The sequence below is a fragment of the Micrococcus porci genome (assembly GCF_020097155.1).
In the GTDB taxonomy this organism is placed as follows: Bacteria; Actinomycetota; Actinomycetes; order Actinomycetales; family Micrococcaceae; genus Micrococcus; species Micrococcus porci.
Genome location: NZ_CP083691.1, coordinates 2,468,097 through 2,492,858, shown reverse-complemented (window position 1 = coordinate 2,492,858; position 24,762 = coordinate 2,468,097). Strand labels below are relative to the sequence as shown.

Sequence of the window (24,762 nt, the reverse complement as noted above, 5' to 3'; positions counted from 1 at the left end):
ACGGGAGAGGCCGTCATGCAGAACACGCAGCGAGTCGAGGACGTCGCACGGGCGGAGCGCGCCCCCGCCGCCTCGCGCTCCCGTGGCGTGCCCACCGACTGGTTCCTGGACCCCGCCGACCCCACCGCCGGCGGCCGCGCCACGGCCGGTCTGGCCGCCGAGTCCCTCGAGGACCAGGCCACCGCGTTCCTCGCCGCCCACGACCTCGACGACGCGGGCACCCCCGCCGCGACCGTCACCGCCCTGGTGCCGCGCCCGGCCGAGGCCCCCGCTGTGGACGACGCCCTCGTCCCGGACGCGTGGCAGCCGGTGCCCGGCGTCGTCATGGAGCCCGCGGAGGGCGAGCTCGCCTGGCAGGTGGACGCCCTGTGCGCCCAGACCGACCCCGAGGCGTTCTTCCCGGAGAAGGGCGGCTCCACGCGGGACGCCAAGAAGGTCTGCGCCGCGTGCGACGTGCGCCGCGAGTGCCTCGACTACGCCATGGCCAACGACGAGCGCTTCGGCATTTGGGGCGGCCTGTCCGAGCGGGAACGCCGCCGCCTGCGCCGCGAGCGCGGCTGACCGCTCCCTGACGCCCCTGTCGGAGGACGGACCTCTCAGGCCCGGCCCCATGAGGGGTCCAGCACCTGCGGATCCACCCCGAGCGCCGCGGCGCACCGGCTGAGGGCGACGGCGTAGACCGCCTCCTCGAGGTCGGCGGGGTCAGCGGACTCGGTGAGGGGACGCTCGAACAGGGTGATCACGACACCGTCGGCGCCGTCGCGCTCGGCCCGCCCGAACAGCCCCTCCTCGTCGGCGACGGCCCGCGCCCGCTGCAGGGCGAGACGCTCGTCGAGGCGGTCCGGGATGCGCTCCAGGCGCGCGGCGACCCGCCGCAAGCCGGGAGCCTGCAGCCCGGCGAGCCGGTCCACGGCCTTCTCCACGGCGTCCATCAGGGCGTCCGCGCGGCCGCGCCCGGCGCGCGCGCCGAACGGCAGCGGGTGGCGCAGGCCGCGCCCCCGCACGTCCCGGCGCAGGCCCGGCCGGGGCCCGCGCCCGTCCCGGCGCGCCGGCGGCAGAGGGGGGAGCGGGGCGAGGGGGTCGGCGGGCATGCGGGCCATGCTAGGCCGGGCCGAGTAGGGTTGTCTGCCGTGGGAGCCATGCGACGCTGCAGCAAGACCGGATGCCAGGAGCCCGCCGAGGCGACCCTGACGTACAACTACGCCGGGTCCCAGGTGGTCATCGGGCCCCTCGCCCAGCGCGCCGAGCCCCACGCCTACGACCTCTGCGCCGCCCACGCGGCCCGCACCACGGCCCCCCGCGGCTGGGAGGTGCTGCGCCTGGCCCCGGCGGCGCCCGCCGCGCCGGGCGTTGCCGCGCCGACGCACCCCGCCCTCCGCCTCGTGACGGACCCCGTCGAGGGCACCGCCGGGTGACGCCCGCGGTCGACCCGGCCGCTTCGGCGTCGGGCGCCTCGGTAGGCTGGGGCGCATGACCGAGACCTCCTCCGCACGTCCCACCCCCGACGTCGACCCCGCCTTCGCCAACCGCTCCACCGTGCCCGGCGCGACCTTCGACTTCGCCGTCCGCGACCTCTCCCTGGCCGAGGCCGGCCGCCACCAGATCCGCCTGGCCGAGCACGAGATGCCGGGCCTGATGGCGCTGCGCGAGGAGTATGGCGAGTCCCAGCCCCTGAAGGGCGCCCGCATCGCCGGCTCCCTGCACATGACCGTGCAGACGGCCGTGCTGATCGAGACCCTCACGGCCCTCGGCGCGGAGGTCCGCTGGGCCTCCTGCAACATCTTCTCCACACAGGACGAGGCCGCCGCCGCGATCGTCGTCGGCTCCGGCACCCCGGACGCCCCCGCGGGCGTCCCGGTGTTCGCGTGGAAGGGCGAGTCCCTCGAGGAGTACTGGTGGACGGCCTCCCAGATCCTCACGTGGCCCGGCGCCGCGGAGGACCCGGACCGCGGCCCCAACATGATCCTGGACGACGGCGGCGACGCCACCCTCCTGGTGCACAAGGGCGTGGAGTTCGAGGCCGCCGGCGCGGTGCCCTCGGCCACCGAGGACGACCCGGAGGAGTACCGGATCATCCTCGAGACCCTGCGCCGCTCCCTTGCCGAGGACCCGCAGCGCTGGACCCGCACCGCCTCCACGCTGCGCGGCGTCTCCGAGGAGACCACCACGGGCGTGCTGCGCCTGTACCAGCTGGCGCAGGAGGGCACGCTCCTCTTCCCGGCCATCAACGTGAACGACTCGGTCACCAAGTCCAAGTTCGACAACAAGTACGGCATCCGCCACTCCCTGCCGGACGGCATCATGCGCGCCACCGACGTGCTGATCGGCGGCAAGGTCGCCGTCGTCTGCGGCTACGGTGACGTGGGCAAGGGTGCCGCGGAGGCGCTGCGCGGCCAGGGCGCCCGCGTGATCGTCACGGAGATCGACCCGATCTGCGCGCTCCAGGCCGCGATGGACGGCTACCAGGTGGCCCGCCTGGAGGACGTGGTGGAGCAGGGCGACCTGTTCGTCACCACCACCGGCGGCAAGGACATCATCATGGCGGAGGACATGCTCCGCATGAAGGACAAGGCCATCGTGGGCAACGTCGGCCACTTCGACAACGAGATCGACATGGCCGGCCTCGGCCGCGTCGACGGTGTCGTCAAGACCGAGATCAAGCCGCAGGTCCACGAGTGGACCTTCGACACCGGCACGGAGGACGAGCGCTCCATCATCGTGCTCTCCGAGGGCCGCCTGCTGAACCTCGGCAACGCCACCGGCCACCCGTCCTTCGTGATGAGCGCGTCCTTCACCAACCAGGTGATGGCGCAGATCGAGCTCTACGACGGCTCCACGGGCCAGGGCGCGCTCACCGGCGAGCACTACGAGAAGCAGGTCTACACCCTGCCCAAGGTGCTGGACGAGAAGGTCGCGCGCCTGCACCTGGACGCCCTCGGCGTCGGACTGACCGAGCTGACCAAGGCCCAGGCCGAGTACCTCGGCGTGGACGTGGCCGGCCCCTACAAGGCGGACCACTACCGCTACTGAGTCGCCGCGCCCCCCGGGGCGCACGGCAGGAGAGGACATCATGGCTTCCCACACCCCCGGGCGCTCCGACGGCGCCGGCTCCGGGTCCTCGGACTTCGAGTCCGGCCTGGACTACGGCGCGTTCGTCGAGGACGACGACGCCCAGCCCACCCAGGCGCTGCCCCGCACCACGGAGGAACACGGGGCCCAGCGCACCCTGGCCTTCGACCGGGACGAGCTCGCGGCCGCCGCCGCCGGGGCCGGCACCGGGGCAGGCCGCTCCGGGGCCGGCTCCCGCGCGGCGGGCGCCGCCCACGGCGTCGCCGGGGAGGACATCACGGCCTCCCGCCCGGCGCCCGCTCCGGCGCCGTCGCCCGCGTCCCCCTGGGGCGCGGACCGGTACCCCTCGGACGCCACCGTCCCGGCCTCCGCCCCGGCGGCCGCCGACACCCGCACCCCGGAGGAGCGGGCCCGGCTGCCCAAGGCCGGCCCGCGGCTGGCCCAGGTGCTGCTGGCGGTGCTCGCGCCGCTGGTGCTCCTGCTGGGGGCGGTGCGCCTGGTGGCCACCCCGCTGTTCCTCTGGCTGGAGTACCACCGGCCCGGGTTCCCGGCGGACCCCTACGGGTTCAGCACCGCGGACCGCATGACCTACGGGTCGGCGGGCCTGGACTACCTGCACAACCTGGCGGGGCCCCGGTACCTCTCCGAGCTGACCTTCCAGGGGAAGCCGCTGCTCTCCGAGGCGGCGGTCTCCCACATGACCGACGTCAAGACGGTCATGTGGATCGCCACCGCCGTCCTGGTGCTGCTGGGCCTGGCCTGCCTGCTGCTGGCGCTCTACCTGCGCCGCACGAGCCCCGGAGGGGTGCGTCGCGCGCTGTTCGCCGGCGCCCTCGGGCTGCTGGTCGTCATCGTGGTGCTGGCCGCCATGGCCGCCACCGGCTGGCAGGGCTTCTTCGCGGGGTTCCACTCGCTGTTCTTCGCCGAGGGCACGTGGACGTTCTCCGTCTCCGACCCGCTGATCCGCCTGTACCCCGCCCAGTTCTGGGTGGACGCCGCCGTCGCGGTGGCCGTGCTGGCCCTGATCGGGATCATCGCCGCCCTCGTGGCGGGCGCCCCCACCCGGCGTCGCCGGGAGATGTCCCAGGACCGCCGCGCCCAGCTGGAGGCCACCCGCCTGCGCTGGGCCCGCGAGGACGCCCACGGCGTGCGCTGAGCACGCCCCCGACGCACGAGGGCCCCGCCGGATCCGTCCGGCGGGGCCCTCGTGCATCCCGGGGCCGATGGGGGTCAGCCCTCCAGGGACGGGTAGTCCGTGTAGCCGTGGGCGCCGCCCACGTAGAAGGTGGACGGGTCCGGGGCGTTCGTCTCGCGGTCCTCACGCCAGCGGCGCACCAGGTCCGGGTTGGCGATCAGCGCCCGCCCCACCACGGCGGCGTCCGCCAGGCCCCCCTCCACGATCCGCCGGGCCTCGGCGGCGCCCGTGACCTCGGAGAAGCCGCTGTTGAGCAGCACGGGCCCCCCGAACCGGGCGCGCAGGGCGGCGACGAGGTCCCCGGCCACGTCCCGGTGCAGGAGGGAAAGGTAGGCCAGGTCGAGGTCGGCGACGCCGTCCAGGATCGCCCCGTAGGTGGCGAGCACGTCCGCCCGGTCCTGCTCCAGGACCCCCTGGACGTCGTGCTCGGGGGAGAGGCGCAGGGCGGTGCGCTCGGCGCCGATCTCCGCGGCGACGGCGCGCACCACCTCGACGGTGAGGCGCGCCCGGTTCTCGGGGGAGCCGCCGTAGGCGTCGGTACGGTGGTTGCTGGAGGCGGCCGTGAACTCGTGGAGCAGGTAGCCGTTGGCCCCGTGGACCTCCACGCCGTCCGCGCCGGCGTCCACCGCGCGGCGGGCGGCGGAGGCGAACGCCGCCGCGATCCCCGGCAGCTCCTCCGTCTCGAGGGCGCGGGGGACGGGCCCGTCCGTCTTGCCGGAGAAGCCGCGGACCGGCACGCCGGGGGCGATCGCGCTGGGGGCCACGGGCTCGGCGCCGCGCAGCAGGTCCGGGTGGCACATGCGGCCGCCGTGCATGACCTGCACGAAGATCCGGCCCCCGGCCTCGTGCACGGCGTCGGCGACGCGGGCCCAGCCGGCCTGCTGGGCCTCGTCCTCCAGGCCGGGCTGGCCGGGGAAGGCGCGGCTGTCCACCGTCGGGAAGACGCCCTCGGAGACGATCAGCCCCGCGGAGGCGCGCTGGCGGTAGTACTCCACGTGGAGGTCGCCGGGGACGCCGTCCTCGCCCGCGCGCTGGCGCGTCAGCGGGGCCATGGTCACGCGGTTGGGCAGGGTGAGCCCGCCCAGGGGCAGTGGGTCGAACAGGTCGGGCACGGCGGCTCCTCTTCTCCTCGGGTGCGTCGGATCCGCAGACGCAACCGCGGCGGGGCCACCGGGTATTCCCGGCCGTCGTGCTCAGCGGCCCCGGTAGAGCTGCTCGATCTCGTCGGCGTAGTCGGCCAGCACCTGGGCGCGCTTCAGCTTCTGCGATTGGGTGACGTGCCCGGAGTCCTCGGTGAGCTCGTGGTCCAGCACGCGGATGCGGCGGATGGACTCCGCACGGGAGACGGTGGCGTTCGCCTGGTCCACGGCCTCCTGGAGCGCGGCCAGGACGCCCTCGTCCGCCACCGCCTCCTCGAGGGTGAGGGTGCGCTCGCGGTCCAGGGACCAGCGCTTCAGCTCGTCCGGGTCCAGGACGATCAGGGCGCCCACGTACGGGCGGTCGTCCCCGACGACGACGACGTGCTGCACCAGCCGGTGCTGGCGGATGATCTCCTCCAGCGGGGTGGGGTACACGTTCTTGCCGCCGGCGGTCACGATGACCTCCTTCTTGCGGCCCGTGATGCGCAGGAAGCCGTCCTCGTCCAGGGTGCCGAGGTCGCCGGTGCGGAAGAAATCGCCGTCCATCGACTCTGCGGTGGCCTCCGGCTGCCGCAGGTAGCCGGCGAAGACGATCGGCCCCTTCACGAGGACCTCGCCGTCGTCGGCGATGCGGATGGTCGCACCGGCCACGGGCAGGCCCACGGTGCCGACCTTGTACGCGGCCGGGATGTTCACGGTGGCCGGGGCGGTGGTCTCGGTCAGCCCGTAGCCCTCGACGATCGGAATGCCCATGCCGCGGAAGAGGTGCACCAACTCGGGGGAGAGCGCGGACGCGCCGGAGACGCAGGAGAGCACCTCCCCGCCGAAGGCCTTGCGGACGTTCCCGTACACGAGCGTGTCGAACACGGCGTGGCGGGCACGCAGGGCACGGGAGGGGCCGGGGCCGCCCTCGTGCGTCTGCGCCTCGAGGGCCTCGGAGTACTCGATGGCGGTCCGCTTGGCGGCGTGGTAGACGGGGCCCCTGCCGCCGTCCTCGGCCTTCGCGGCGATCCCGGCCTCCAGCTTCTCGAAGACGCGGGGGACGGCGAGCAGCCAGGTCGGGTGGAAGGAGGCCATGTCCTCCTGCAGGGTCTTCGTGGAGCCGGAGTGGGCCATCTGGATGCGCGCGTACAGGCAGATCACCTGCACGGCGTGGGCCAGCACGTGCGCGAGCGGCAGGAACAGGAGCGTGCGGGAGTTCGTGCCGGGATGGTAGTCCACCACGCCGGCGGCGAAGTTCAGCACGTTGATGGACGCCGCCGCGAAGTTGCGGTGGGTGATGATCGCGCCCTTGGGCCGGCCCGTGGTGCCGGACGTGTAGACCACGGAGGCGGCGTCGTCGAGCGTGGCGGTGGTCCGGGCGGCCTCCAGCTGCTCGTCGGTGACGGCGGCGCCGTCCCGGGCGAGGACGCGCAGCGCGGCCTCGCTCATGGGGAAGACCGTGACGTCGATGCCGGCCTGGCGGGCGGCCTCACGGGTGGTCGCGGCCAGCTCGTCGCCGCCCACGGCGGCCGCGTGCGTCTGGGAGTCGCCCAGGATGTGCGCCACCTGCGCGGCGGAGGACGTCTCGTAGATCGGCACGGAGACGGCGCCGGCGAACCACACGGCCTGGTCCAGGACCGCCCACTCGTAGCAGGTGGGCGCGAACAGGGCCACGCGCTGGCCGGGCTGCAGGCCGTGGGCGATCAGCCCCTTGGCGACGTCGCGCACCTGCCCCAGGAACGCGTCGAAGCGCACGTCCAGCCAAGCGCCGGCGCCGTTGCGCACCGCGTACACGCTGGCCCGAGGGTCCTCCGCGCAGGAGGACAGGATCAGGTCCGTGATGTTCGTGTCCTCGGCGGGGAGGCCGTAGAGGTCGGTCGAGGACTCGGAGATGGGGCTGGCGTGCTGCACGGGACGAGCCTAGTCACAGTTCGCGCCACGGGTCGCCCCGTCGCTCAGATCCAGGTGGAGAACCACATGCGCCAGGACCACTGCGGGTAGGGGATCCGCTCACCGATCCACACGGGCAGGAAGAACAGGGAGACGCCGACGGCGACCAGCAGGTAGGCGGCCACGAGCACCGCCCCCCAGCGTGGCCCGGGCCGGTGCCCGCGGCGCAGCAGCAGCGACAGGGCGAGCACGATCATGAGGATCAGGAAGGGCTCGTAGGCCACCGTGTAGAAGAAGAACATGGTGCGCTCGGGCCAGCGGAACCACACGACCTGCCCGGCCACGTAGGCGCCCAGCAGTGCGCCGGCGCGCCAGTCCCGGTGGCGGACCAGCACGGCCAGGCACACGAGGACGGCGATCAGGCCCGTCCACCAGATGAAGGGGTTGGCGATGTCCGTGATGGCGGAGGAGCAGGCGTCCGCCGCCGTGCTCGGGCAGCCGTTCTCCCCGGGCTTGCCGCCCTCGTAGAAGTAGCTCACCGGCCGGCCCATGAAGGGCCACGTCCAGGGGCTGGACCCGTAGTCGTGGGGGCTGGTGAGGCCCTCGTGGAAGGTGAACGCCTCCAGCTGGTAGTGGATCAGCGAGCGCAGCGGGCCGGGCAGCAGCGCGGACAGCGGGCCCTCCGGCGGGTTGTCCTGCGCCCAGCGGCGGTAGTAGCCGCCCTCGCTCGCGAACCAGCCGGTCCAGGAGGCCAGCCACACGGCCAGCCCCGCGCCCACCACCGCCGCGAACGCCGGCAGCCCGTCACGCACGACGCCGGCCCGGAGCCAGTGCCGGATCCCCGCCGTCCGGCGGGCCTCCATGTCCCACAGCACCGTGAGGATCCCGAACACCGCCATGAAGGCCAGCCCGGAGAGCTTCACGGCGCAGCCCGCCCCGAGCAGGGCGCCGGCCAGGATGCGCCAGGGGCGCCAGCCCAGCCGGGGCCCGAAGGCGAGGGGGTCGCCGCGGCGGGTGCCGGCGTCGTGGGCGGCCACCTGCTCCGCCAGGCGGGAGGCCAGCAGACGGCGGCCGTGGTCCCGGTCCGCGAGCAGGGCCGCGAACGCGGCGATCATGAAGAAGCTGAGGAAGATGTCCAGCAGCCCGATCCGGGACATCACGATGTGATGGCCCTCCACCGCCAGCAGCAGCCCGGCCAGGGCGCCCAGGGACACGGAGCGGAACAGGCGCTGCGCCACCAGCGTCACCAGCAGCACCGAGAGGGTGCCCGCCACGGCGGCGCTGAACCGCCAGCCCACCCCGTTGTCCGGGCCGAACGCCAGCATGCCCAGCGCGATCAGCCACTTCCCCAGCGGCGGGTGCACCACGTAGGCGGGCTCGTCCAGCGGCTGCGCCGTCCCCTGCGCGAACGCGGCGTCCACGTCCGGCGCCCAGCGGCGCTCGTAGCCGGAGAGGATCAGCGAGTAGGCGTCCTTGGGGTAGTACGTCTCGTCGAAGATCAGCTTGTCCGGGAACGCCAGGTTCGTGAACCGGATGACGCCGGCCAGCACCGTGACCGCCAGCGGCACGATCCAGTGCCAGCGGGTGAGCACCGCGGCCTGCACGCCGAGCCGCGCGCGCAGGGCGGCCGCGCCGAAGGGGTGTGCGGCGGCGTCGTCGGCGGGCGCGGGGAGGGCGTGCGCGGGACGGCGGGTCAGGGAGGAGGCGGGCACGCACGCCATGCTACGGGGGCTAGGCTCGCGGGCATGAGCCTGCCCGCCGCCTCCGGCCGCATCGTCCTCGCCGCCACGCCCCTGGGGAACCTGGGGGACGCCACCGGGCGGCTGCGGGAGCTGCTGGCCACCGCGGACGTGATCGCCGCGGAGGACACGCGGAACACCCGCCGGCTGTGCCAGGGCCTCGGGATCACGCCGGCCGGCCGCCTCATGGCCCACCACGAGCACAACGAAGCCGCCTCCGCCGCCGGCCTGCTCGAGCGCGTCCGCGCGGGGGAGACCGTGGTGATGGTCTCCGACGCCGGCATGCCCACGGTCTCCGACCCCGGCTTCCGCCTCGTGGAGGCCGCCGTCGCCGCCGGGCTGCCCGTCACCTGCGCCCCCGGCGCGTCCGCCGTGACGACGGCGCTGGCGCTGTCCGGGCTGCCTTCGGACCGCTTCGCGTTCGACGGCTTCCTGCCCCGCAAGGACGGTGAGCGCCGCCGCCGCCTCGAGGAGATCCGCACGGACCCCCGCACGGTGGTCTACTTCGAGTCCCCGCAGCGGACCGCGTCCGCGCTCGCGGTCATCGCCGAGGTGCTCGGCGGGGCCCGGCCCGTCTGCGTCGCCCGCGAGCTGACCAAGCTGCACGAGGAGGTCGTGCGCGGCACGGCCGACGAGCTCGTGGCCTGGGCGGTCGAGCGCGAGGCGGGGGAGGGGATCCGCGGAGAGGTCGCGATCGTCGTCGGCCCGGCCGCGCCCGACGCCGGCGCGGGGGCGGACGAGGCGGACGTCCTCGCCGAGGTCGCCGCGTTGACCGACTCCGGCACCCGCCTGAAGGAGGCCGTGGCCGCCGTCGCCGCCGCCCACGGGCTGCGCAGTCGTGAGCTCTACCAGGCCGTGCTCGACGCGCGGCGGGGGTGAACCCGCCCCGGTGTCCGGTCCGTGGACGGTAACGTCGCGCACTCCTCGGGGGTGACGCGCGTCGCTAGGATTGGGCCAGGACCGGCGCGGCCGTGTGTCGGAATACGTCACGCTCACGTGCTGTTATGAGTGGCGTGAACGCCTCACCCGACGACCTGAAAGAGGTGCACCATGACCGTGACCGCTGAGCGTGAGAAGGCCCTCCTGGAGTCCGTGCCCACCGGGCTGCTGATCGACGGCGAGTGGCGTGACGCCTCCTCCGGCAAGACCTTCGACGTGAAGGACCCGGCGACCGGCAAGGTCATCGCGTCCCTCCAGGACGCCAACTCCGACGACGCCATGGCCGCGTTCGAGGCCGCCGTCGCCGCGCAGGCCGACTGGGCGCGCACCCCCGCCCAGGAGCGCGCGGACATCCTCCGCCGCGCCTACGACCTGATCAACGAGCGCGCCGAGGACTTCGCGCTGCTGATGACCCTCGAGATGGGCAAGCCCCTGGCCGAGGCCCGCGGCGAGGTCGTCTACGGCAACGGCTTCCTGCGCTGGTTCTCCGAGGAGGCCACCCGCCACTACGGCCGCACCATGATCATGCCGGACGGCAAGCTGCGCATGCAGGTGCACCACAAGCCGGTGGGCCCGTCCCTCCTGATCACCCCGTGGAACTTCCCGCTGGCCATGGCCACCCGCAAGGTCGGCCCCGCCGTCGCCGCCGGCTGCACCATGGTGCTCAAGGCCGCCAAGCTGACCCCGCTGACCACCCAGCTGTTCGCGCAGGTGATGCTGGAGGCCGGCCTGCCCAAGGGTGTGCTGAACGTGGTGTCCGGCTCCTCCGCCTCCGCGATCTCCGGCCCGATCCTCGAGGACCCGCGCCTGCGGAAGGTCTCCTTCACCGGCTCCACCCCGGTGGGCGTGCGCCTCATGCAGGACGCCGCCAAGAACGTGCTGCGCTCCTCCATGGAGCTCGGCGGCAACGCCCCGCTGATCGTGTTCGAGGACGCGGACATGGACAAGGCCGTGGACGGCGCCTTCGCCGCCAAGCTGCGCAACATGGGTGAGGCCTGCACCGCCGCCAACCGCTTCCTGGTCCACGAGTCCGTGGCCGAGGAGTTCACCCGGCGCTTCGTGGAGCGCCTGGAGGCCCTGAAGCCGCTGCGCGGCACCGACCCGGAGTCCACCCTGGGCCCGATCGTGGACGAGGGCGCGCGCGACGACATCCACGCGCTCATCGAGGAGGCCGTCGCCGCCGGCGGCGAGATCCTCACCGGCGGCCACAAGATCGAGGGCGACGGCTACTTCTACGCCCCCACCGCCCTGAAGGTCGGCAAGGACAACCCGATCCTCAAGAAGGAGATCTTCGGCCCCGTGGCCCCGATCGTCACCTTCTCCACGGAGGAGGAGGCCATCCAGATGGCCAACGACACGGAGTACGGCCTCGCCTCCTACGTGTTCACCGAGGACAACGCCCGCATGCACCGCGTGACCGAGCAGATCGACTTCGGCATCGTGGGCTACAACGTGGGCGTCGTCTCCAACCCGGCCGCGCCGTTCGGCGGCGTGAAGCAGTCCGGCCTCGGCCGCGAGGGCGGCGCCGAGGGCATCGCCGAGTACACGACCGTGCAGTACATCGGCATCGAGGACCCGTTCGCGGGCCGCTGACCAGGCCGGCCGGCGCCCCTCACCCGCACCCGGGTGAGGGGCGCCGTCGTGTCCGGGGCCTAGGCTCGAGGCATGGCCACCACGACGTCCGCCCAGTCCGCCTCCACCCAGTCCGCCTCCACCGAGCCCGGAATCCCCTCCGCCTACCGGCCGCCCGCCACGCCCGCTGACCTGGGCGACGGCCCTGCCCGCGACACCCGCGAGGAGAAGTCCGGCCGGAAGCGTCGGCTGGAGTACCCGCCGGCGCCCGAGCCGCTCCCCGTGCCCGTGGTGGACAACCACACGCACCTGGACTTCCGAGACGGGCTGGTGAGGGTGGACGTGCACCAGGCGATGGACGCCGCGGAGGCGGTGGGCGTCGTCGGGGCGGTCCAGGTGGCCTGCGACGTCGAGTCGGCCCGGTTCACCGTGGAGGCGATCGAGGCCGAGTCGCGCCTGCTGGGCGCCGTGGCCCTGCACCCCAACGACGCCGCGCGGTTGACCGCACGCGGGGAGTTCGAGGAGGCGTTCGCGGTGATTGCCGAGCTGGCGGAGCACCCGCGCGTGCGGGCCGTGGGGGAGACCGGCCTGGACTTCTTCCGCACCACGGACGAGGCCGGCCACGCGGCGCAGGAGGAGTCCTTCCGCCGGCACATCCGGCTCGCCCGGGAGCTGGGCAAGGCACTGCAGATCCACGACCGGGACGCCCACGACGACGTCGTCCGCGTGCTCCTCGAGGAGGAGGCCGACGGGGGCCTGCCGCCCCACGTCGTCTTCCACTGCTTCTCCGGGGGGCCCGACCTGGCCCGGACCTGCGCCGAGCGCGGCTGGCACGCCTCCTTCGCCGGCCCCGTGACGTTCAAGGCCAACGACGACCTGCGCGACGCCCTGCGCCTGCTGCCCCGGGAGCTGGTCATGGTGGAGACCGACGCGCCCTTCCTCACCCCGCACCCCCACCGGGGCCGGCCCAACGCGCCGTACCTGATCCCCGTGACCCTCCGGGGGATGGCCGAGGCCCGGGGCGAGGAGGTGGCGGAGCTGGCTGCGGCGGTGGCGGAGAACACCGCGCGCGTCTACGGGGAGTTCTGAGGAGCACTGGCTGCGGCCAGTAGAGTGACGGACTGTGGTGACCCGCCTCCTCAAGTCCCGGCTCCCCGAGGGAACGCAGTACCTCGTCGACCGGCCCATGCGCATCCGGCTGGGCTTCGTGGTGCTCGGCTCCATCCTCGTGGCCCTCCTGGAGATGGCGGCGCTGGCGTCGATCCTCCCGCTGGTCAACCTCCTCACCACCGGGTCGCCCGGAGCTCCCGTCATCACGGAGCTCCTGGCCTCGGTCGGCGCGGTCTCCGTGGCCGAGCAGACGGTGGCCTTCGCGGGGGTCATCGTGGTCGCGTACCTGCTGAAGGCCGTGCTGGTGCTGTCCTTCCGCTGGTGGACCATGGGGTTCACCAACAAGAACCTCATCCAGACGTCCGCGAAGCTGCTGCGCTACTACCTGCGAGCGGACTACGGCCTCCACCTCACCCGCACCGTCGGCACCCTGGTGAACAACGTGACCGGCACCTCGTCCATGGCCTACACCGGCGTGGTGAACGCGTCCGTCACCCTCCTCACCGAAGCGGTCACCCTCCTCGCGGTGGGGATCGTGGTCGGGGTGACCATGCCGCTCACCGCGCTCGGCATGGGCGCCTACTTCCTGGTCGTCACGCTGATCATCCGGCACGTCATCCGCAAGCCGGCCTCGCAGCTCGGGTGGACGCTGGTGGTCACCGGAGAGCGCGCGAACACCGCCGCCCTGCAGGGCCTGGAGAACTACAAGGACGTGAAGGTCCGGGGCAACGACTCGGCCTTCATGGACGAGTACGTCGACGCACGGCGGGAGAACGCCGAGGCGATCCGCCTCAAGATGATCCTCACGATGATGCCTCGGTACGTGCTCGAGGTCGCCTTCGTCGCGGCCATCGCCGGCCTGGTGGCGGTGGCCTTCGCCTCCGGCCGGGGCGACCAGGCCTTCGGGTCGCTCGCCCTCCTCGCCATGGCCGGCTTCCGGCTCCTTCCCTCCATCGCCTCCGTGATGGCCACCAGCAATGAGATCCGAGCGTCCTGGCCGGCCTTCGAGCGGACGGTCGCGGAGCTGAAGGACGCCCAGCCGGTCCTCGACGCGGCCGATCGCCCCTACGATCGTCTGCCCTTCGAGCGCTCGCTCGAGGCGCGCAACGCGTCCTTCACCTACCCGGGCAAGGACGAGCCGGTGCTCAAGGGCATCGACCTGTCCATCCCCTTCGGCGCGTCCTATGCCTTCGTGGGCGGCAGCGGCGCGGGCAAGACCACCCTCGTGGACCTGCTCATCGGCTTCCATCACGCCCAGCAGGGCGGGGTGTACGTGGACGGGGTCGAGCTGCAGGCCGATCCCCGCGGCTGGTGGGACAACGTCGCGTTCGTCCCGCAGTCCGTGACCGTGGTGAACGGCTCCGTGCTGCACAACGTGGTGCTGGACATCGAGGCGGCCAGGACCGCAGACCGGACCGAGGTGGAGAGGGTCCTCCGCGACGCGCAGATGGGGGACTGGCTCGACGCGCTGCCGGACGGCCTGGACACCGTGGTGGGCGAGGGCGCCGTGGGCGTCTCCGGTGGCCAGCGGCAGCGGCTCGGCATCGCCCGCGCGCTGTACCGCCGGCCCCGCCTCCTGGTGCTGGACGAGGCGACGTCGGCGCTGGACAACGTCACCGAGCGGAAGGTCACGGACGTGATTGAGTCGCTCAAGGGGAGGATCACGGTCATCGTGGTGGCCCACCGGCTCTCCACAGTCAAGCACTGCGACCAGGTCGTCCTCATGGACGAGGGCCGGATCCTCGACCAGGGGACCTTCGCAGGCCTGCAGGAGACCAGCCCGGAATTCCAGGAGCTGGTCCGCCTGGGAGACCTCTCGTCCTGACCGCCCCTGACCGCGTCCAACCTCGCCGGTAGACTCGCCGGCATGGTCCCGCCCCCCGACGCCCCCGCCACCGCGCCCCTCCTGAGCGCGGCCGACGTGCGCCGTCTGGCCGCCGAACTGGACCTGCGCCCCACCAAGCAGTGGGGGCAGAACTTCGTGATCGACCCCAACACCATCCGCCGCATCGTCGCCGCCGCGGACCTCGCCCCGGACGAACACGTCCTGGAGATCGGCCCCGGCCTCGGCTCCCTGAGCCTCGGCCTGCTGGATGCCGCCTCGGCCGTGACGGCCGTGGAGATCGACCCCGTCACGGCGGCCCGCCTGCCCGCCACCGCCGCCGAGTTCCGCCCCGAGCGGGCCGCGGATCTCGCCGTGCTCCACGCGGACGCCATGACCCTCACCGCCGAGGGCCTGGACTCCGTCCGCCCGGCCGGCGCCGCCTCCGGGCCCACCGCGCTGGTGGCGAATCTGCCCTACAACGTCGCCGTGCCCGTGCTGCTCCACGCCCTGGCCGTGCTGCCGGGACTGCGCCACGGCCTCGTCATGGTCCAGGAGGAGGTCGCGGACCGCCTCGCCGCCGGACCCGGATCCCGCGTCTACGGCGTGCCCTCGGCCAAGGCGGCCTGGTACGCGGACGTGCGCAAGGCGGGTGTGATCGGCACCCAGGTGTTCTGGCCGGCGCCGCGCATCCACTCCGGCCTCGTCGCCTTCACCCGTCGCGAGCCCCCCACGCAGGCCGTGGACCGCCGTGAGGTGTTCGCGGTGGTGGACGCCGCGTTCGCCCAGCGCCGCAAGACCCTCCGCGCCGCCCTGGCCACCTGGGCCGGCTCGCCCGCGCTCGCGGAGGAGGCGCTCGTGGCCGCGGGAGTGGACCCGAAGGCCCGCGGCGAGGCCCTGGACATCGCGGCGTTCGCGCGGATCGCCGAACACCGGCCGGAGGCGGCGTCGTGAGCGGCCTCCCGGGCCCGAGCGCCCGCCACGTCACCGTCCGTGCGCCCGGCAAGGTCAACCTCTCCCTGCGCGTGGGCCCGCCACGCCCGGACGGCTACCACCCCGTGGCCAGCGTCTACCTGGCGGTCAGCCTGGCGGAGACCGTCACCGCCGTGGCCCGCCCGGACGGCGACGCGCGGATCACCCTGGCCGAGTCCACCCGCCAGCCCAGCTCGGTGGACACCCGGGACGTCCCCTGGGACGAGCGCAACCTCGCCCACCGGGCCGCCCTCCACCTGCGCCAGAGCCTCGGCCTGGCCCCGGAGACCCACGGCGTGCACCTCGAGGTGTCCAAGCAGGTCCCCGTCGCCGGCGGCATGGGCGGCGGCTCCGCGGATGCGGCCGCCGCGCTGCTGGCGTGCTCCGTCCTCTGGGACACCGGCCTGACCCGCTCCGAACTCGCCGAGCTGGCCGCGCCCCTCGGCGCGGACGTGCCGTTCGCGGTGACCGGCGGGGCCGCCGTCGGGCGGGGCACCGGCTCGGAGCTGACCCCGGTGGCCGCGCGTCGGCCCGTGCACCTGGTGCTCGTGCCCGCGGACGCCGGGCTGTCCACTCCCATCGTGTTCCGCACCCTGGACGAGCTCCGCTCCCTCGGTCGGGCTCCGGAGGGGCAGGGGGAGCCGGCCGTGGACGCGGACGTGGTCCGCGCCCTGGCCCAGGCGGACCCCCTGGCGCTGGCCCTGGCCATGGAGAACGACCTCCAGACCCCCGCCGTGACGCTCTTCCCCGAGCTGTCCGACGTCATGGACGTCGGCCTGGACGAGGGTGCCCTGCGCGCCATGGTCTCCGGCTCCGGGCCCACCCTGCTGCTCCTGGCCCATTCGGAGCAGGACGCCGCCCGCCTGGCCACCGCCGTGCAGGAGCGCACCGGCGTGGCCGCCCTGGCCGTGCACGGCCCCGTGCCCGGCGCGCACGTGCTCTGACCCCCGAGCCGTCCCCGCACCCCGCCGCTCCGCGCCCCCCACACTCCGCCCGCCCCGTCCCGGAAGGACCCCCACCCCATGGCCCACCTGCTCGGCGCCGAGAACATCGGCATCTCCTTCGGCACCCGCACCGTCCTCGACGGGCTCTCGCTCGGCGTGGACGAGGGGGACCGGATCGGCCTGGTGGGCCGCAACGGCGACGGCAAGTCCACCCTGATGCGCATCCTCGCCGGACTGCAGGAGCCGGACACCGGCCGCGTCACCCGCCGCGGCGGCGTCCACGTGGGCGTGCTGGACCAGCGCGACGTCCTCGACCCGCAGGACACGGTGCGCCGCGCCGTCGTCGGGGACGTGGAGGACCACGTCTGGGCCTCGGACGCCAGGATCCGCGACGTCCTGGGCGGTCTGCTCGCGGGCATGGACCTGGAGCAGAGGGTCGAGGGGCTCTCGGGGGGCCAGCGCCGCCGCGTGGCCCTGGCCCGCCTGCTCGCCGGGGACGACGACGTCCTGTTCCTCGACGAGCCCACCAACCACCTGGACGTGGAGGGCGTGGCCTGGCTGGCCGGTCATCTGAACGCCCGGTGGCGGCCGAACGACGGCGGCCTCGTCGTGGTCACCCACGACCGCTGGTTCCTCGACGCCGTGTGCACGCGCACGTGGGAGGTGCACGACGCCGCCGTGGACCCGTTCGACGGCGGCTACGCGGCCTGGATCCTGGCCCGCGCCGAGCGCGCGCGTCAGGCGCAGGTCACCGAGCAGAAGCGCCAGCAGCTCATGAAGAAGGAGCTGGCCTGGCTCCGCCGCGGTGCGCCCGCCCGCACGTCCAAGCCCAAGTTCCGCATCGAGGCGGCCAATGCGATCATCGCGGACGTCCCCGAGCCCCGGGACACCGTCTCCCTGGCCAAGACCGCCACCGCGCGGCTCGGCAAGGACGTCATCGACCTCGAGGACGTCACCCTCACCCTGGGGGACCGGACGATCCTCGACGACGTCACCCTCCGCCTGGCCCCCGGCGAGCGGCTCGGCGTGGTCGGCGTCAACGGCGCCGGCAAGTCCACGCTGCTGCGCCTGCTCGACGGTCGCCTGCAGCCGGACTCCGGCCGCATGAAGCGCGGCAAGACCGTGGTCTCCGCGACCCTGACGCAGGACGTGAAGGAGCTGGACGAGGTGGCCGACCTGCGCGTGGCGGAGGTCATGGCCCGCGAGGGCTCCGCATTCCAGGTGGGGGACCGGGAGATGTCCCCGGGCCAGCTGCTGGAGATGCTGGGCTTCGGCCCCACCCGCCAGTGGACCGCCGTGTCCGAGCTCTCGGGCGGCGAGCGTCGCCGTCTGCAGCTGCTGCGCCTGCTCGTCGGCGAGCCGAACGTGCTCATGCTGGACGAGCCCACCAATGACCTCGACACGGACACCCTCGCCGCGGTCGAGGACGTGCTGGACGGCTGGCCGGGCACGCTCGTCGTCGTCTCCCACGACCGCTACCTCCTCGAGCGCGTCACGGACCACCAGGTGGCCCTGCTCGGCGACGGCAGGGTGCGCGACCTGCCCGGCGGCGTGGACCAGTACCTGGAGCTGCGCGTTCTCATGGACGACGCCGGGGGAGCGGCCCCCGCGCCCGGCTCCTCCCGTGGGCGCGGGGACGCCCAGGGCACCTGCGCGGGCATGGTGGTGGACATCCCGGAGGTGTCCGAGGCGGAGCGCCGCCAGGCCCGCAAGGACATGGCCCGGCTGGAGCGGCAGATGCAGCGGCTGCGCGAGTCCCGCGGGGGGATCGAGGCGCGGATGGCCGAGCTGGGCCAGGCGCAGAAGTACGACGAGCTCGGCGCGGCCACGGCGGAGCTCACGGCCGTGGACGCCGAGCTGGAGGACCTCGAGGAGCAGTGGCTCGAGGCCGCCGAACGGGATGCGTGATCGTTCATTTGACCCTGCCCCATCTGTATCCTTCCTGAATGACCAGGCTCAGTGAGCCTGTCGAGAGCTTGAAGGGACACGCATGACGTCCAGTGCCGTGACGACGAGCCAGACGGGCCGGGGGGGCTCCTCCGTCCACGCCCGTGTCCTGGGCGCACCGTGGGAGCGCGGCCTGCCCCGCCTCGTGCTGCTCGCGGACGTCGTCGCCGTGGTGCTGGCCGCGTTCCTCTCCTCCGAGCTGCGCTTCGGCACCGCCCGCAACGCGGCCGTTCCGGGTGCGGAGAGCGTGAACTACCTCCTGGTGGGCGCGGTGCTGAGCGCGTCCTGGGTCGTCGCCCTGGGCGTGGACGGGTCGCGGGACATCCGGATCCTGGGCATCGGCGCGGAGGAGTACAAGCGCGTCCTCCGCGGCACCCTCTACCTGTTCGGCATGATCGCCATCCTCGCGTACGCGTTCGCGTTCGAGGTGGCGCGCGGCTACGTCGCCCTCGCATTGCCCATCGGCCTGCTCCTCCTGATGCTGGGGCGGTTCCTCATCCGCGGCTGGGTGGCGCGCGGCCGGCATCGCGGCGCCATGCGTCGGCGCCTGCTCCTGGTGGGCGGTCCCCAGGCCGTCAAGTACGTGCACGACACCCTCGACTCCGAGGCCGGCGCCGGCTACAAGCCCATCGCGGCCGTGCTGCCGGGGTACCGGGCTCGGGACGAGGGCTGGCTGCCCATCCCCGTGACCACGGAGGTGGACGGGGTGGACGAGCTCGTCGCCCAGGTGCGTGAGATGGACATCGAGGCCGTGGTCATCACCTCCGGGCACCCCTTCGTGCCCGACGACGTCCGCCGCCTGGGCTGGGACCTCCAGGAGCGGGGGATCTCCCTGATCATGGCCCCGGCGCTCGTGGACGTGGCGGGTCCGCGCCTGCACACGCAGCCGCTTGCGGGACTTCCGCTGCTGCACCTCTCCACCCCGCGCCTCTCCCGCGGCAAGGCGTTCGTCAAGCGGTCCTTCGACGTCGTCGCCTCGGGCCTCGGCATGCTGGTGATCTCGCCGCTGCTGCTGACCGTGGCCATCGCGGTGAAGGCCACCGACGGCGGCCCGGTGCTGTTCCGCCAGGAGCGCGTGGGCCTGCGCGGCGAGCACTTCACCATGCTCAAGTTCCGCTCGATGGTGGTGGACGCCGAGGAGATCAAGCAGCAGCTGATGTCCGACCGCGGCGAGGAGGACGTGCTCTTCAAGATGAAGGACGACCCGCGGATCACCCGGGTCGGCAGGTTCATCCGCCGCACGTCGATCGACGAGCTGCCCCAGCTGGTGAACGTGCTGCGCGGGGACATGTCCCTGGTGGGCCCGCGCCCGCACCTGCCCCACGAGGTGGAGCAGTACGGCCAGTACGTGCACCGGCGGTTCCTCGTCCAGCCCGGCATCACGGGCCTGTGGCAGGTCTCGGGACGGTCGGATCTGTCCTGGGAGGACGCCGTGCGCCTGGACCTGTACTACGTGGAGAACTGGTCCGTCCTCGGCGACCTCGTCATCCTGGGCCGCACGGTCAAGGCCGTCCTGGCGGCCGACGGCGCCTATTGACGGGCCCGACCCCCGGCGGGGCCTGTGGGACAATGGCACGTCGTCCCGCCCGAGGCGTGGACGGACCCTCCGCCCTGGTGTAATGGCAGCACGCCGGCCTTTGGAGCCGTGCAGTCTAGGTTCGAGTCCTAGGGGCGGAACGCCCCGCCCGCCCGGCTCCTCCGGGCGGCACGCCCCCGCCAGCCACCCCGTCAGGAGCACCCCATGCCGCAGACCGCCGTCCGTCCCTCCGCCGTGATCGTGCTGGCCGCGGGCCAGGGCACGCGCATGAAGTCCGCGACGCCGAAGATCATGCACGCGATCGGCGGGCGTTCCCTGGTGGGCCACGCGCTGGCCGCCGCGCAGTCGCTGGCGCCGGAGCACCTGGTGACCGTGGTGCGCCACGAGCGGGACCGGGTGGCCGCGCACATCGAGGAGGCCGCCGCCGACCTGGGCGTCACGGGCCTCGCGATCGCGGATCAGGACGAGGTCCCGGGCACCGGCCGCGCGGTGGAGCTGGGCCTGGCAGCCCTGCCGGAGGACCTCGAGGGCACCGTGGTGGTGACCTACGGCGACGTCCCGCTGCTCACCCCGGAGACCCTGCAGCGCCTGGTGGCCGCGCATGAGGCGGACGGCAACGCCGTCACCGTGCTCACCGCCACGCTCGCGGACGCCACGGGCTACGGTCGCATCGTCCGCGACGCCGACGGCCTCGTGGAGCGCATCATGGAGCACAAGGACGCCCTGGCCCACGCCGAGGCCACCGGGGACTCCTCCTACGTGGAGATCGCGGAGGTCAACTCCGGCATCTACGCCTTCGACGCCGCCCTCCTGCGCCGCACCCTCCCGCAGCTCTCCACGGAGAACGTGCAGGGCGAGAAGTACCTGACCGACGTGCTGGGCATGGCCCGCGCCGAGGGCGGCCGCGTCGCCTCCGTGGGCACGGACGACGTCTGGGAGGTCGAGGGCGCCAACGACCGCCGCCAGCTCTCCGACCTGGGCCGCCAGCTGAACGAGCGCGTGCTGCGCCGCTGGATGAAGGACGGCGTCACCGTCGTCGACCCGTCCTCCACCTGGGTGGACGTCACCGTGGAGCTCGCCGCGGACGTCACCCTCAAGCCGGGCACGCAGCTCCACGGCTCCACCACGGTGGCCACGGGCGCCGTCGTCGGCCCGGACTCCACCCTGGTGGACACGCGGGTGGGCGAGCGCGGCACCGTCAAGCGGACGGACGCCACGGAGGCCGTGATCGGCGACGACGCCACCGTGGGCCCGTTCACCTACCTGCGCCCGGGCACCGTGCTCGGCGAGGAGGGCAAGATCGGCGCGTTCTACGAGACCAAGAAGGTCACCATCGGCCGGGGCGCCAAGCTCTCCCACCTGGGCTACGCCGGCGACGCGGAGATCGGCGAGTACACCAACATCGGCTGCGGCAACATCACCGCCAACTACGACGGCGTGGACAAGCACCGCACCGTGATCGGCTCCCACGTGCGTACCGGCTCCAACACGGTGTTCATCGCCCCGGTGACCGTGGGTGACGGCGCCTACACGGGCGCCGCGGCCACCGTGCGCCAGGACGTGCCCGCCGGCGCCCTGGCCCTGAACGCCGTGGACCAGCGGAACGTGGACGGCTGGGTCGTCTCCCGCCGCGCCGGCACCGCCTCGGCCGAGGCCGCGCAGGCGGCCGGCGCCGTGGGTCGCGACCAGGCCACGGAGGCCGCGCAGGACTGACGCGGGCCTAGGATGGGGTGCGCCGAACCGTGGCCGCAGGCGCACGGGGAATGACCGAGCAGGACCGAGGACAGGGGACGTCATGACGGAGCTGAGCCGCAGCGAGGACAAACGACTGGTGCTGGCCGCGGGCCGGGCACATCCCGGGCTCGCGCAGGAGATCGCGGAGGCCCTGGGCACCGAGCTGCTGCCCATGAGCGCGTACGACTTCGCCAACGGCGAGATCTACGTGCGCTCGGGGGAGTCGGTGCGCGGCAAGGACGTGTTCGTCATCCAGTCCCACCCGGCGCCGCTGAACAACCACCTCATGGAGCAGCTCATCATGGTGGACTCCATGAAGCGCGCCTCCGCCCGCCGGATCACCGTCGTCTCCCCGTTCTACCCGTACGCCCGTCAGGACAAGAAGGGCCGCGGCCGCGAGCCGATCTCGGCCCGCCTCGTGGCGGACCTGTACAAGACCGCCGGCGCGTCCCGCGTCATGTCCGTGGACCTGCACACCGCGCAGATCCAGGGCTTCTTCGACGGACCCGTGGACCACCTCTTCGCCATCCCGCTGCTCGCGGACTACATCCGCGGCCAGGTCGAGGGCGAGAAGGTCACGGTCGTCTCCCCGGACACCGGCCGCGTGCGCGTGGCCGAGCAGTGGGCGGACCGCCTCGGCGGCGTGCCGCTGGGCTTCGTGCACAAGTCCCGCGACCTGACCGTGCCGAACAAGGCCGAGTCCAAGACCGTCGTCGGCGACGTCGAGGGCCGCGTCTGCGTGCTCATCGACGACATGATCGACACCGGCGGCACGATCGCGGGCGCCGTGCGGATCCTCAAGGAGGCCGGCGCCAAGGACGTCATCATCGCGGCCACCCACGCGGTGTTCTCCGATCCGGCCGCCCAGCGCCTCGGGGAGTCCGGGGCCCGCGAGGTCGTGGTGACCAACACCCTGCCCATCCCGGAAGAGAAGCGCTTCGACAACCTCACCGTGCTCTCGATCGCCCCGCTGATCGCCCGCGCGATCCGCGAGGTCTTCGAGGACGGCTCCGTCACCAGCCTGTTCGACGGGGATGCCTGAGCCATGGCGCACACCCCGGACGCCGTCCCCGCCCGTGACGAGGCCGCCTGTGACGAGGCCGTCCGCGACGACGCCGCCCCCGCCCCCGCCTCCTCGGCGGCGGCGCCCGGGCGGCGTCGCCGTGTGCAGCTGCCGTTCTGGGCCTCGGTCCTTCTGAACGTGGCGGTCGCGCTGCTGGTGGTGTCCGTGGTGCAGGCGCTCTGGGTCAAGGTGTACTCGGTGCCGTCGGGCTCGATGGAGCAGACCCTGCAGGTCGGCGACCGGATGCTGGTGAACCGCACCGCGTACCCGGACGGCGTGGCGGAGCGCCAGGACATCGTGGTGTTCGACGCCAACGAGACCTGGGGTGTGGACACGGTGGGCGAGGAGGGCCCGGTGGAGGGCGCCGTGCGCACCTTCGGCGACCTCACCGGCATCGGCCGCTCGCACGAGAACGCGCTGGTCAAGCGCGTCATCGGCCTGCCGGGGGAGACGGTGGAGTGCTGCACTTCGCAGGGCGCGGTGACCGTCGGCGGCACGCCGCTGGAGGAGGACTACCTCTACGAGGACCTGCCGTTCGTGCCCGGGACGCTGGACTGCACCACCACCCCGAGGTCCTCGCGCTGCTTCGGCCCGGTGACGGTGCCGGAGCGCTCCATGCTGGTCATGGGCGACCACCGCTCCAACTCCGCGGACTCCGTGTACCAGTGCCGCGGCCTCACCGCGGAGCAGGCGGGGGACTGCGCGCACTTCGTCCGGGACGAGGACGTGGTGGGCCGGGTGTTCAGCACCGTCTGGCCTCCGTCGAACTGGTCCGGGCACTGAGTGGGGGCGGGCCGGCGGCCCAGGAGAGCCGCACACCCCCGCTGGTGGGGGAGCCGTCGGCCGCGCCAGGGTCAGATCCGCACGAGCCCTGACTCGGCGAGGGCGGTGACGGCGTCGGCCACCCGGTCGGCGGCGTCGTCGGGCACGGGTCCCTCGGCCGCGAGGCGCTCCACGATCTGCGCGTTGGTGAGCGGCTCCTCGAGCATCAGCCACACCACCGGTCCGAGCCCCTCCAGGGCGGCCAGCTGGGGGCCGGCGAGCAGGATGAGACGACCGTCGTCGGTGACGATCCCGTCGTCCACGGCCTCGCGACGCGCGGCTCCCGCGGCGGCGTCGCCCGTCTCCCGGGACGCCGCGAGCTCGGCCGGGGTCAGCGGCTCCCAGGCGGGCTCGAGGGGCTCGGGGGCGGCGGCGAGCAGCTCGTCCACCACGGGGCGCAGCCCGTCGGCCTCGGCGTAGACGAGGCGCTGGACGCCGCCGAGCCGGTCGATCACCCGGCACAGCTCCCGGAGACCCCGGGGCAGCCGGGCCAGGGACGACGTCTGGGGGACCACCGCGATCAGGGCGTCGCCGAGGCCCATGGTCTCGGCGCGCGCCGTCACGGGTCCGTCGACGTCCCGGACCCGGTCCAGGACGGCGAGGCGGGCCAGCCGGGCGGGGACCGCGTCGCCGAGGCCGAGCTCGTCGGGGGAGACCTGCGTCTTCGGCCGTACGCCGGAGGGGCCGAGCAGGGACAGCGGCTTGGGGAAGGGGGTCACCTCGAGGGTGTCCGGGGCGACGATCACGGTCTCGTCCGTGAGGTAGGCGTAGTGGGGTCCGAGGCGGCGGGTCGCGGTGGTCTTCCCGGTGCCGGAGGCGGCGACCAGCGCGACGGCGCTGCCCGTGCCGGGATCGGCCAGGCAGGCGCCGTGGAAGAGGAGCCTGCGGCCGACGCCGGCGGTGATGGCCGCGGTGGTGGCGGAGTGCACGAGGTTCTCGTGGAACCAGTCCCAGCCCGTCGCCTCCCAGTACGCGGCGGCGCCCTCGGCCGGTGCCGCGACCTCCTCGGCGCCGCACCGCCGCCACGCGTCCAGGAGGGTCCGCACGCCGGTCTCGTCGAGGCCCGCGGCCGTGGTGCTGCCGTCGCCGGCGGGGATGCGGACGGCGCGGCCACCTCGGCGGGGATCGGTCACGGGAGGCTCCTTCGTGCGGGCGGGTGGTCCGGCCAGCCTAGCGAGGGCGACGGCATCCCCCACGCCCGATTCCACCCCGCCCTCGTCCCTATACTGAGGGGCGGCTGCAGGGTCTGCATCAGCGGCCTCGTCGAGCCGTCCCCGTCGGAGGAA

Annotated in this window: 20 protein-coding genes and 1 tRNA gene; 16 read left to right on the top strand and 5 right to left on the bottom strand. The window is 73.7% G+C overall.

Going from position 1 to position 24,762, the window contains the following annotated elements:
- Positions 1 to 15: 15 nt before the first annotated feature.
- Entirely contained in the window at positions 16 to 561 is a 546-nt protein-coding gene (locus tag KW076_RS12550; protein WP_255612601.1) for a WhiB family transcriptional regulator, read from the top strand.
- A gap of 35 nt (positions 562 to 596) precedes the next feature.
- On the opposite strand, the gene KW076_RS11765 is transcribed toward KW076_RS12550, so the two are convergent.
- Complete coding sequence (locus tag KW076_RS11765; protein WP_224355489.1) at positions 597 to 1,091, bottom strand: hypothetical protein; 495 nt, start codon at positions 1,089 to 1,091, stop codon at positions 597 to 599.
- Positions 1,092 to 1,139: 48 nt separating this feature from the next.
- Between KW076_RS11765 and KW076_RS11760 the strand changes: the two genes are divergently transcribed.
- The 3 genes from KW076_RS11760 to KW076_RS11750 are packed head-to-tail and all read left to right on the top strand — an operon-like array spanning position 1,140 to position 4,225.
- Entirely contained in the window at positions 1,140 to 1,415 is a 276-nt protein-coding gene (locus KW076_RS11760; RefSeq protein ID WP_370643476.1) for a DUF3499 family protein, read from the top strand.
- A 55-nt stretch (positions 1,416 to 1,470) separates the two neighbouring features.
- The gene (gene ahcY, locus KW076_RS11755; protein WP_224355488.1) at positions 1,471 to 3,030 is read left to right on the top strand and encodes an adenosylhomocysteinase; all 1,560 of its coding nucleotides are present in this window, start codon (positions 1,471 to 1,473) and stop codon (positions 3,028 to 3,030) included.
- A 40-nt stretch (positions 3,031 to 3,070) separates the two neighbouring features.
- On the top strand, positions 3,071 to 4,225 hold the full coding sequence (locus tag KW076_RS11750) for a TIGR01906 family membrane protein (protein WP_224355487.1): 1,155 nt from the start codon (positions 3,071 to 3,073) through the stop codon (positions 4,223 to 4,225).
- Between the two features lie 74 nt (positions 4,226 to 4,299).
- On the opposite strand, the gene KW076_RS11745 is transcribed toward KW076_RS11750, so the two are convergent.
- From KW076_RS11745 to KW076_RS11735, 3 genes are all read right to left on the bottom strand, one after another.
- On the bottom strand, positions 4,300 to 5,376 hold the full coding sequence (locus KW076_RS11745) for an alkene reductase (RefSeq protein ID WP_224355486.1): 1,077 nt from the start codon (positions 5,374 to 5,376) through the stop codon (positions 4,300 to 4,302).
- 81 nt (positions 5,377 to 5,457) lie between these two features.
- Positions 5,458 to 7,296, bottom strand: a complete 1,839-nt coding sequence (locus tag KW076_RS11740; protein WP_224355485.1) for an AMP-dependent synthetase/ligase — start codon at positions 7,294 to 7,296, stop codon at positions 5,458 to 5,460.
- A 44-nt stretch (positions 7,297 to 7,340) separates the two neighbouring features.
- Complete coding sequence (locus tag KW076_RS11735) at positions 7,341 to 8,996, bottom strand: dolichyl-phosphate-mannose--protein mannosyltransferase (RefSeq protein WP_434084338.1); 1,656 nt, start codon at positions 8,994 to 8,996, stop codon at positions 7,341 to 7,343.
- A 24-nt stretch (positions 8,997 to 9,020) separates the two neighbouring features.
- On the opposite strand from KW076_RS11735, the gene rsmI reads away from it, so the two are divergent.
- The 12 genes from rsmI to lepB all read left to right on the top strand — a co-directional run bounded on the left by rsmI (position 9,021) and on the right by lepB (position 23,437).
- Positions 9,021 to 9,893, top strand: coding sequence for a 16S rRNA (cytidine(1402)-2'-O)-methyltransferase (gene rsmI / locus KW076_RS11730; RefSeq protein WP_224355483.1), 873 nt, complete (start codon positions 9,021 to 9,023; stop codon positions 9,891 to 9,893).
- A gap of 171 nt (positions 9,894 to 10,064) precedes the next feature.
- Positions 10,065 to 11,546 (top strand): NAD-dependent succinate-semialdehyde dehydrogenase, encoded by a 1,482-nt coding sequence (locus KW076_RS11725; protein WP_224355482.1) that lies wholly within the window; start codon positions 10,065 to 10,067, stop codon positions 11,544 to 11,546.
- A gap of 72 nt (positions 11,547 to 11,618) precedes the next feature.
- Positions 11,619 to 12,614: a TatD family hydrolase gene (locus KW076_RS11720; protein WP_224355481.1), complete on the top strand. Its 996-nt coding sequence runs from the start codon at positions 11,619 to 11,621 to the stop codon at positions 12,612 to 12,614.
- A gap of 34 nt (positions 12,615 to 12,648) precedes the next feature.
- A complete protein-coding gene (locus KW076_RS11715; protein ID WP_224355480.1) occupies positions 12,649 to 14,460 on the top strand; it encodes an ABC transporter ATP-binding protein in 1,812 nt (603 codons plus the stop codon).
- A 42-nt stretch (positions 14,461 to 14,502) separates the two neighbouring features.
- Complete coding sequence (gene rsmA / locus KW076_RS11710) at positions 14,503 to 15,411, top strand: 16S rRNA (adenine(1518)-N(6)/adenine(1519)-N(6))-dimethyltransferase RsmA (protein ID WP_224355479.1); 909 nt, start codon at positions 14,503 to 14,505, stop codon at positions 15,409 to 15,411.
- Positions 15,408 to 16,373: a 4-(cytidine 5'-diphospho)-2-C-methyl-D-erythritol kinase gene (locus tag KW076_RS11705; RefSeq protein WP_224355478.1), complete on the top strand. Its 966-nt coding sequence runs from the start codon at positions 15,408 to 15,410 to the stop codon at positions 16,371 to 16,373. Before rsmA ends, KW076_RS11705 begins: the two co-directional genes overlap by 4 nt.
- 78 nt (positions 16,374 to 16,451) lie before the next feature.
- Positions 16,452 to 18,281: an ABC-F family ATP-binding cassette domain-containing protein gene (locus KW076_RS11700; RefSeq protein ID WP_224355477.1), complete on the top strand. Its 1,830-nt coding sequence runs from the start codon at positions 16,452 to 16,454 to the stop codon at positions 18,279 to 18,281.
- A gap of 82 nt (positions 18,282 to 18,363) precedes the next feature.
- Positions 18,364 to 19,857 (top strand): sugar transferase, encoded by a 1,494-nt coding sequence (locus KW076_RS11695; RefSeq protein ID WP_224355476.1) that lies wholly within the window; start codon positions 18,364 to 18,366, stop codon positions 19,855 to 19,857.
- Between the two features lie 68 nt (positions 19,858 to 19,925).
- A tRNA-Gln gene (locus KW076_RS11690) sits at positions 19,926 to 19,997 on the top strand.
- A gap of 64 nt (positions 19,998 to 20,061) precedes the next feature.
- The gene (glmU, locus tag KW076_RS11685; protein WP_224355475.1) at positions 20,062 to 21,570 is read left to right on the top strand and encodes a bifunctional UDP-N-acetylglucosamine diphosphorylase/glucosamine-1-phosphate N-acetyltransferase GlmU; all 1,509 of its coding nucleotides are present in this window, start codon (positions 20,062 to 20,064) and stop codon (positions 21,568 to 21,570) included.
- A gap of 82 nt (positions 21,571 to 21,652) precedes the next feature.
- Positions 21,653 to 22,633: a ribose-phosphate diphosphokinase gene (locus tag KW076_RS11680; RefSeq protein WP_224355474.1), complete on the top strand. Its 981-nt coding sequence runs from the start codon at positions 21,653 to 21,655 to the stop codon at positions 22,631 to 22,633.
- Positions 22,634 to 22,636: 3 nt separating this feature from the next.
- Positions 22,637 to 23,437 carry a signal peptidase I gene (gene lepB / locus KW076_RS11675; protein ID WP_224355473.1) on the top strand — a complete coding sequence of 267 codons (801 nt, stop codon included), beginning with the start codon at positions 22,637 to 22,639 and terminating at the stop codon, positions 23,435 to 23,437.
- Positions 23,438 to 23,508: 71 nt separating this feature from the next.
- Here lepB and KW076_RS11670 read toward each other — a convergent pair whose 3' ends face one another.
- The gene (locus KW076_RS11670) at positions 23,509 to 24,609 is read right to left on the bottom strand and encodes a PqqD family peptide modification chaperone (RefSeq protein WP_224355472.1); all 1,101 of its coding nucleotides are present in this window, start codon (positions 24,607 to 24,609) and stop codon (positions 23,509 to 23,511) included.
- Between the last annotated feature and the right edge of the window lie 153 nt (positions 24,610 to 24,762).

Bases quoted from the DNA above. Each gene is read 5' to 3' on its own strand.
- KW076_RS11765 (WP_224355489.1), bottom strand. From the start codon at position 1,091: ATGCCCGCCGACCCCCTCGCCCCGCTCCCCCCTCTGCCGCCGGCGCGC.
- glmU (WP_224355475.1), top strand. From the start codon at position 20,062: ATGCCGCAGACCGCCGTCCGTCCCTCCGCCGTGATCGTGCTGGCCGCG.
- KW076_RS11735 (WP_434084338.1), bottom strand. From the start codon at position 8,996: ATGGCGTGCGTGCCCGCCTCCTCCCTGACCCGCCGTCCCGCGCACGCC.
- rsmI (WP_224355483.1), top strand. From the start codon at position 9,021: ATGAGCCTGCCCGCCGCCTCCGGCCGCATCGTCCTCGCCGCCACGCCC.
- KW076_RS12550 (WP_255612601.1), top strand. From the start codon at position 16: ATGCAGAACACGCAGCGAGTCGAGGACGTCGCACGGGCGGAGCGCGCC.
- KW076_RS11725 (WP_224355482.1), top strand. From the start codon at position 10,065: ATGACCGTGACCGCTGAGCGTGAGAAGGCCCTCCTGGAGTCCGTGCCC.
- ahcY (WP_224355488.1), top strand. From the start codon at position 1,471: ATGACCGAGACCTCCTCCGCACGTCCCACCCCCGACGTCGACCCCGCC.
- KW076_RS11700 (WP_224355477.1), top strand. From the start codon at position 16,452: ATGGCCCACCTGCTCGGCGCCGAGAACATCGGCATCTCCTTCGGCACC.
- lepB (WP_224355473.1), top strand. From the start codon at position 22,637: ATGGCGCACACCCCGGACGCCGTCCCCGCCCGTGACGAGGCCGCCTGT.
- KW076_RS11695 (WP_224355476.1), top strand. From the start codon at position 18,364: ATGACGTCCAGTGCCGTGACGACGAGCCAGACGGGCCGGGGGGGCTCC.
- rsmA (WP_224355479.1), top strand. From the start codon at position 14,503: ATGGTCCCGCCCCCCGACGCCCCCGCCACCGCGCCCCTCCTGAGCGCG.
- KW076_RS11680 (WP_224355474.1), top strand. From the start codon at position 21,653: ATGACGGAGCTGAGCCGCAGCGAGGACAAACGACTGGTGCTGGCCGCG.
- KW076_RS11750 (WP_224355487.1), top strand. From the start codon at position 3,071: ATGGCTTCCCACACCCCCGGGCGCTCCGACGGCGCCGGCTCCGGGTCC.
- KW076_RS11720 (WP_224355481.1), top strand. From the start codon at position 11,619: ATGGCCACCACGACGTCCGCCCAGTCCGCCTCCACCCAGTCCGCCTCC.
- KW076_RS11760 (WP_370643476.1), top strand. From the start codon at position 1,140: ATGCGACGCTGCAGCAAGACCGGATGCCAGGAGCCCGCCGAGGCGACC.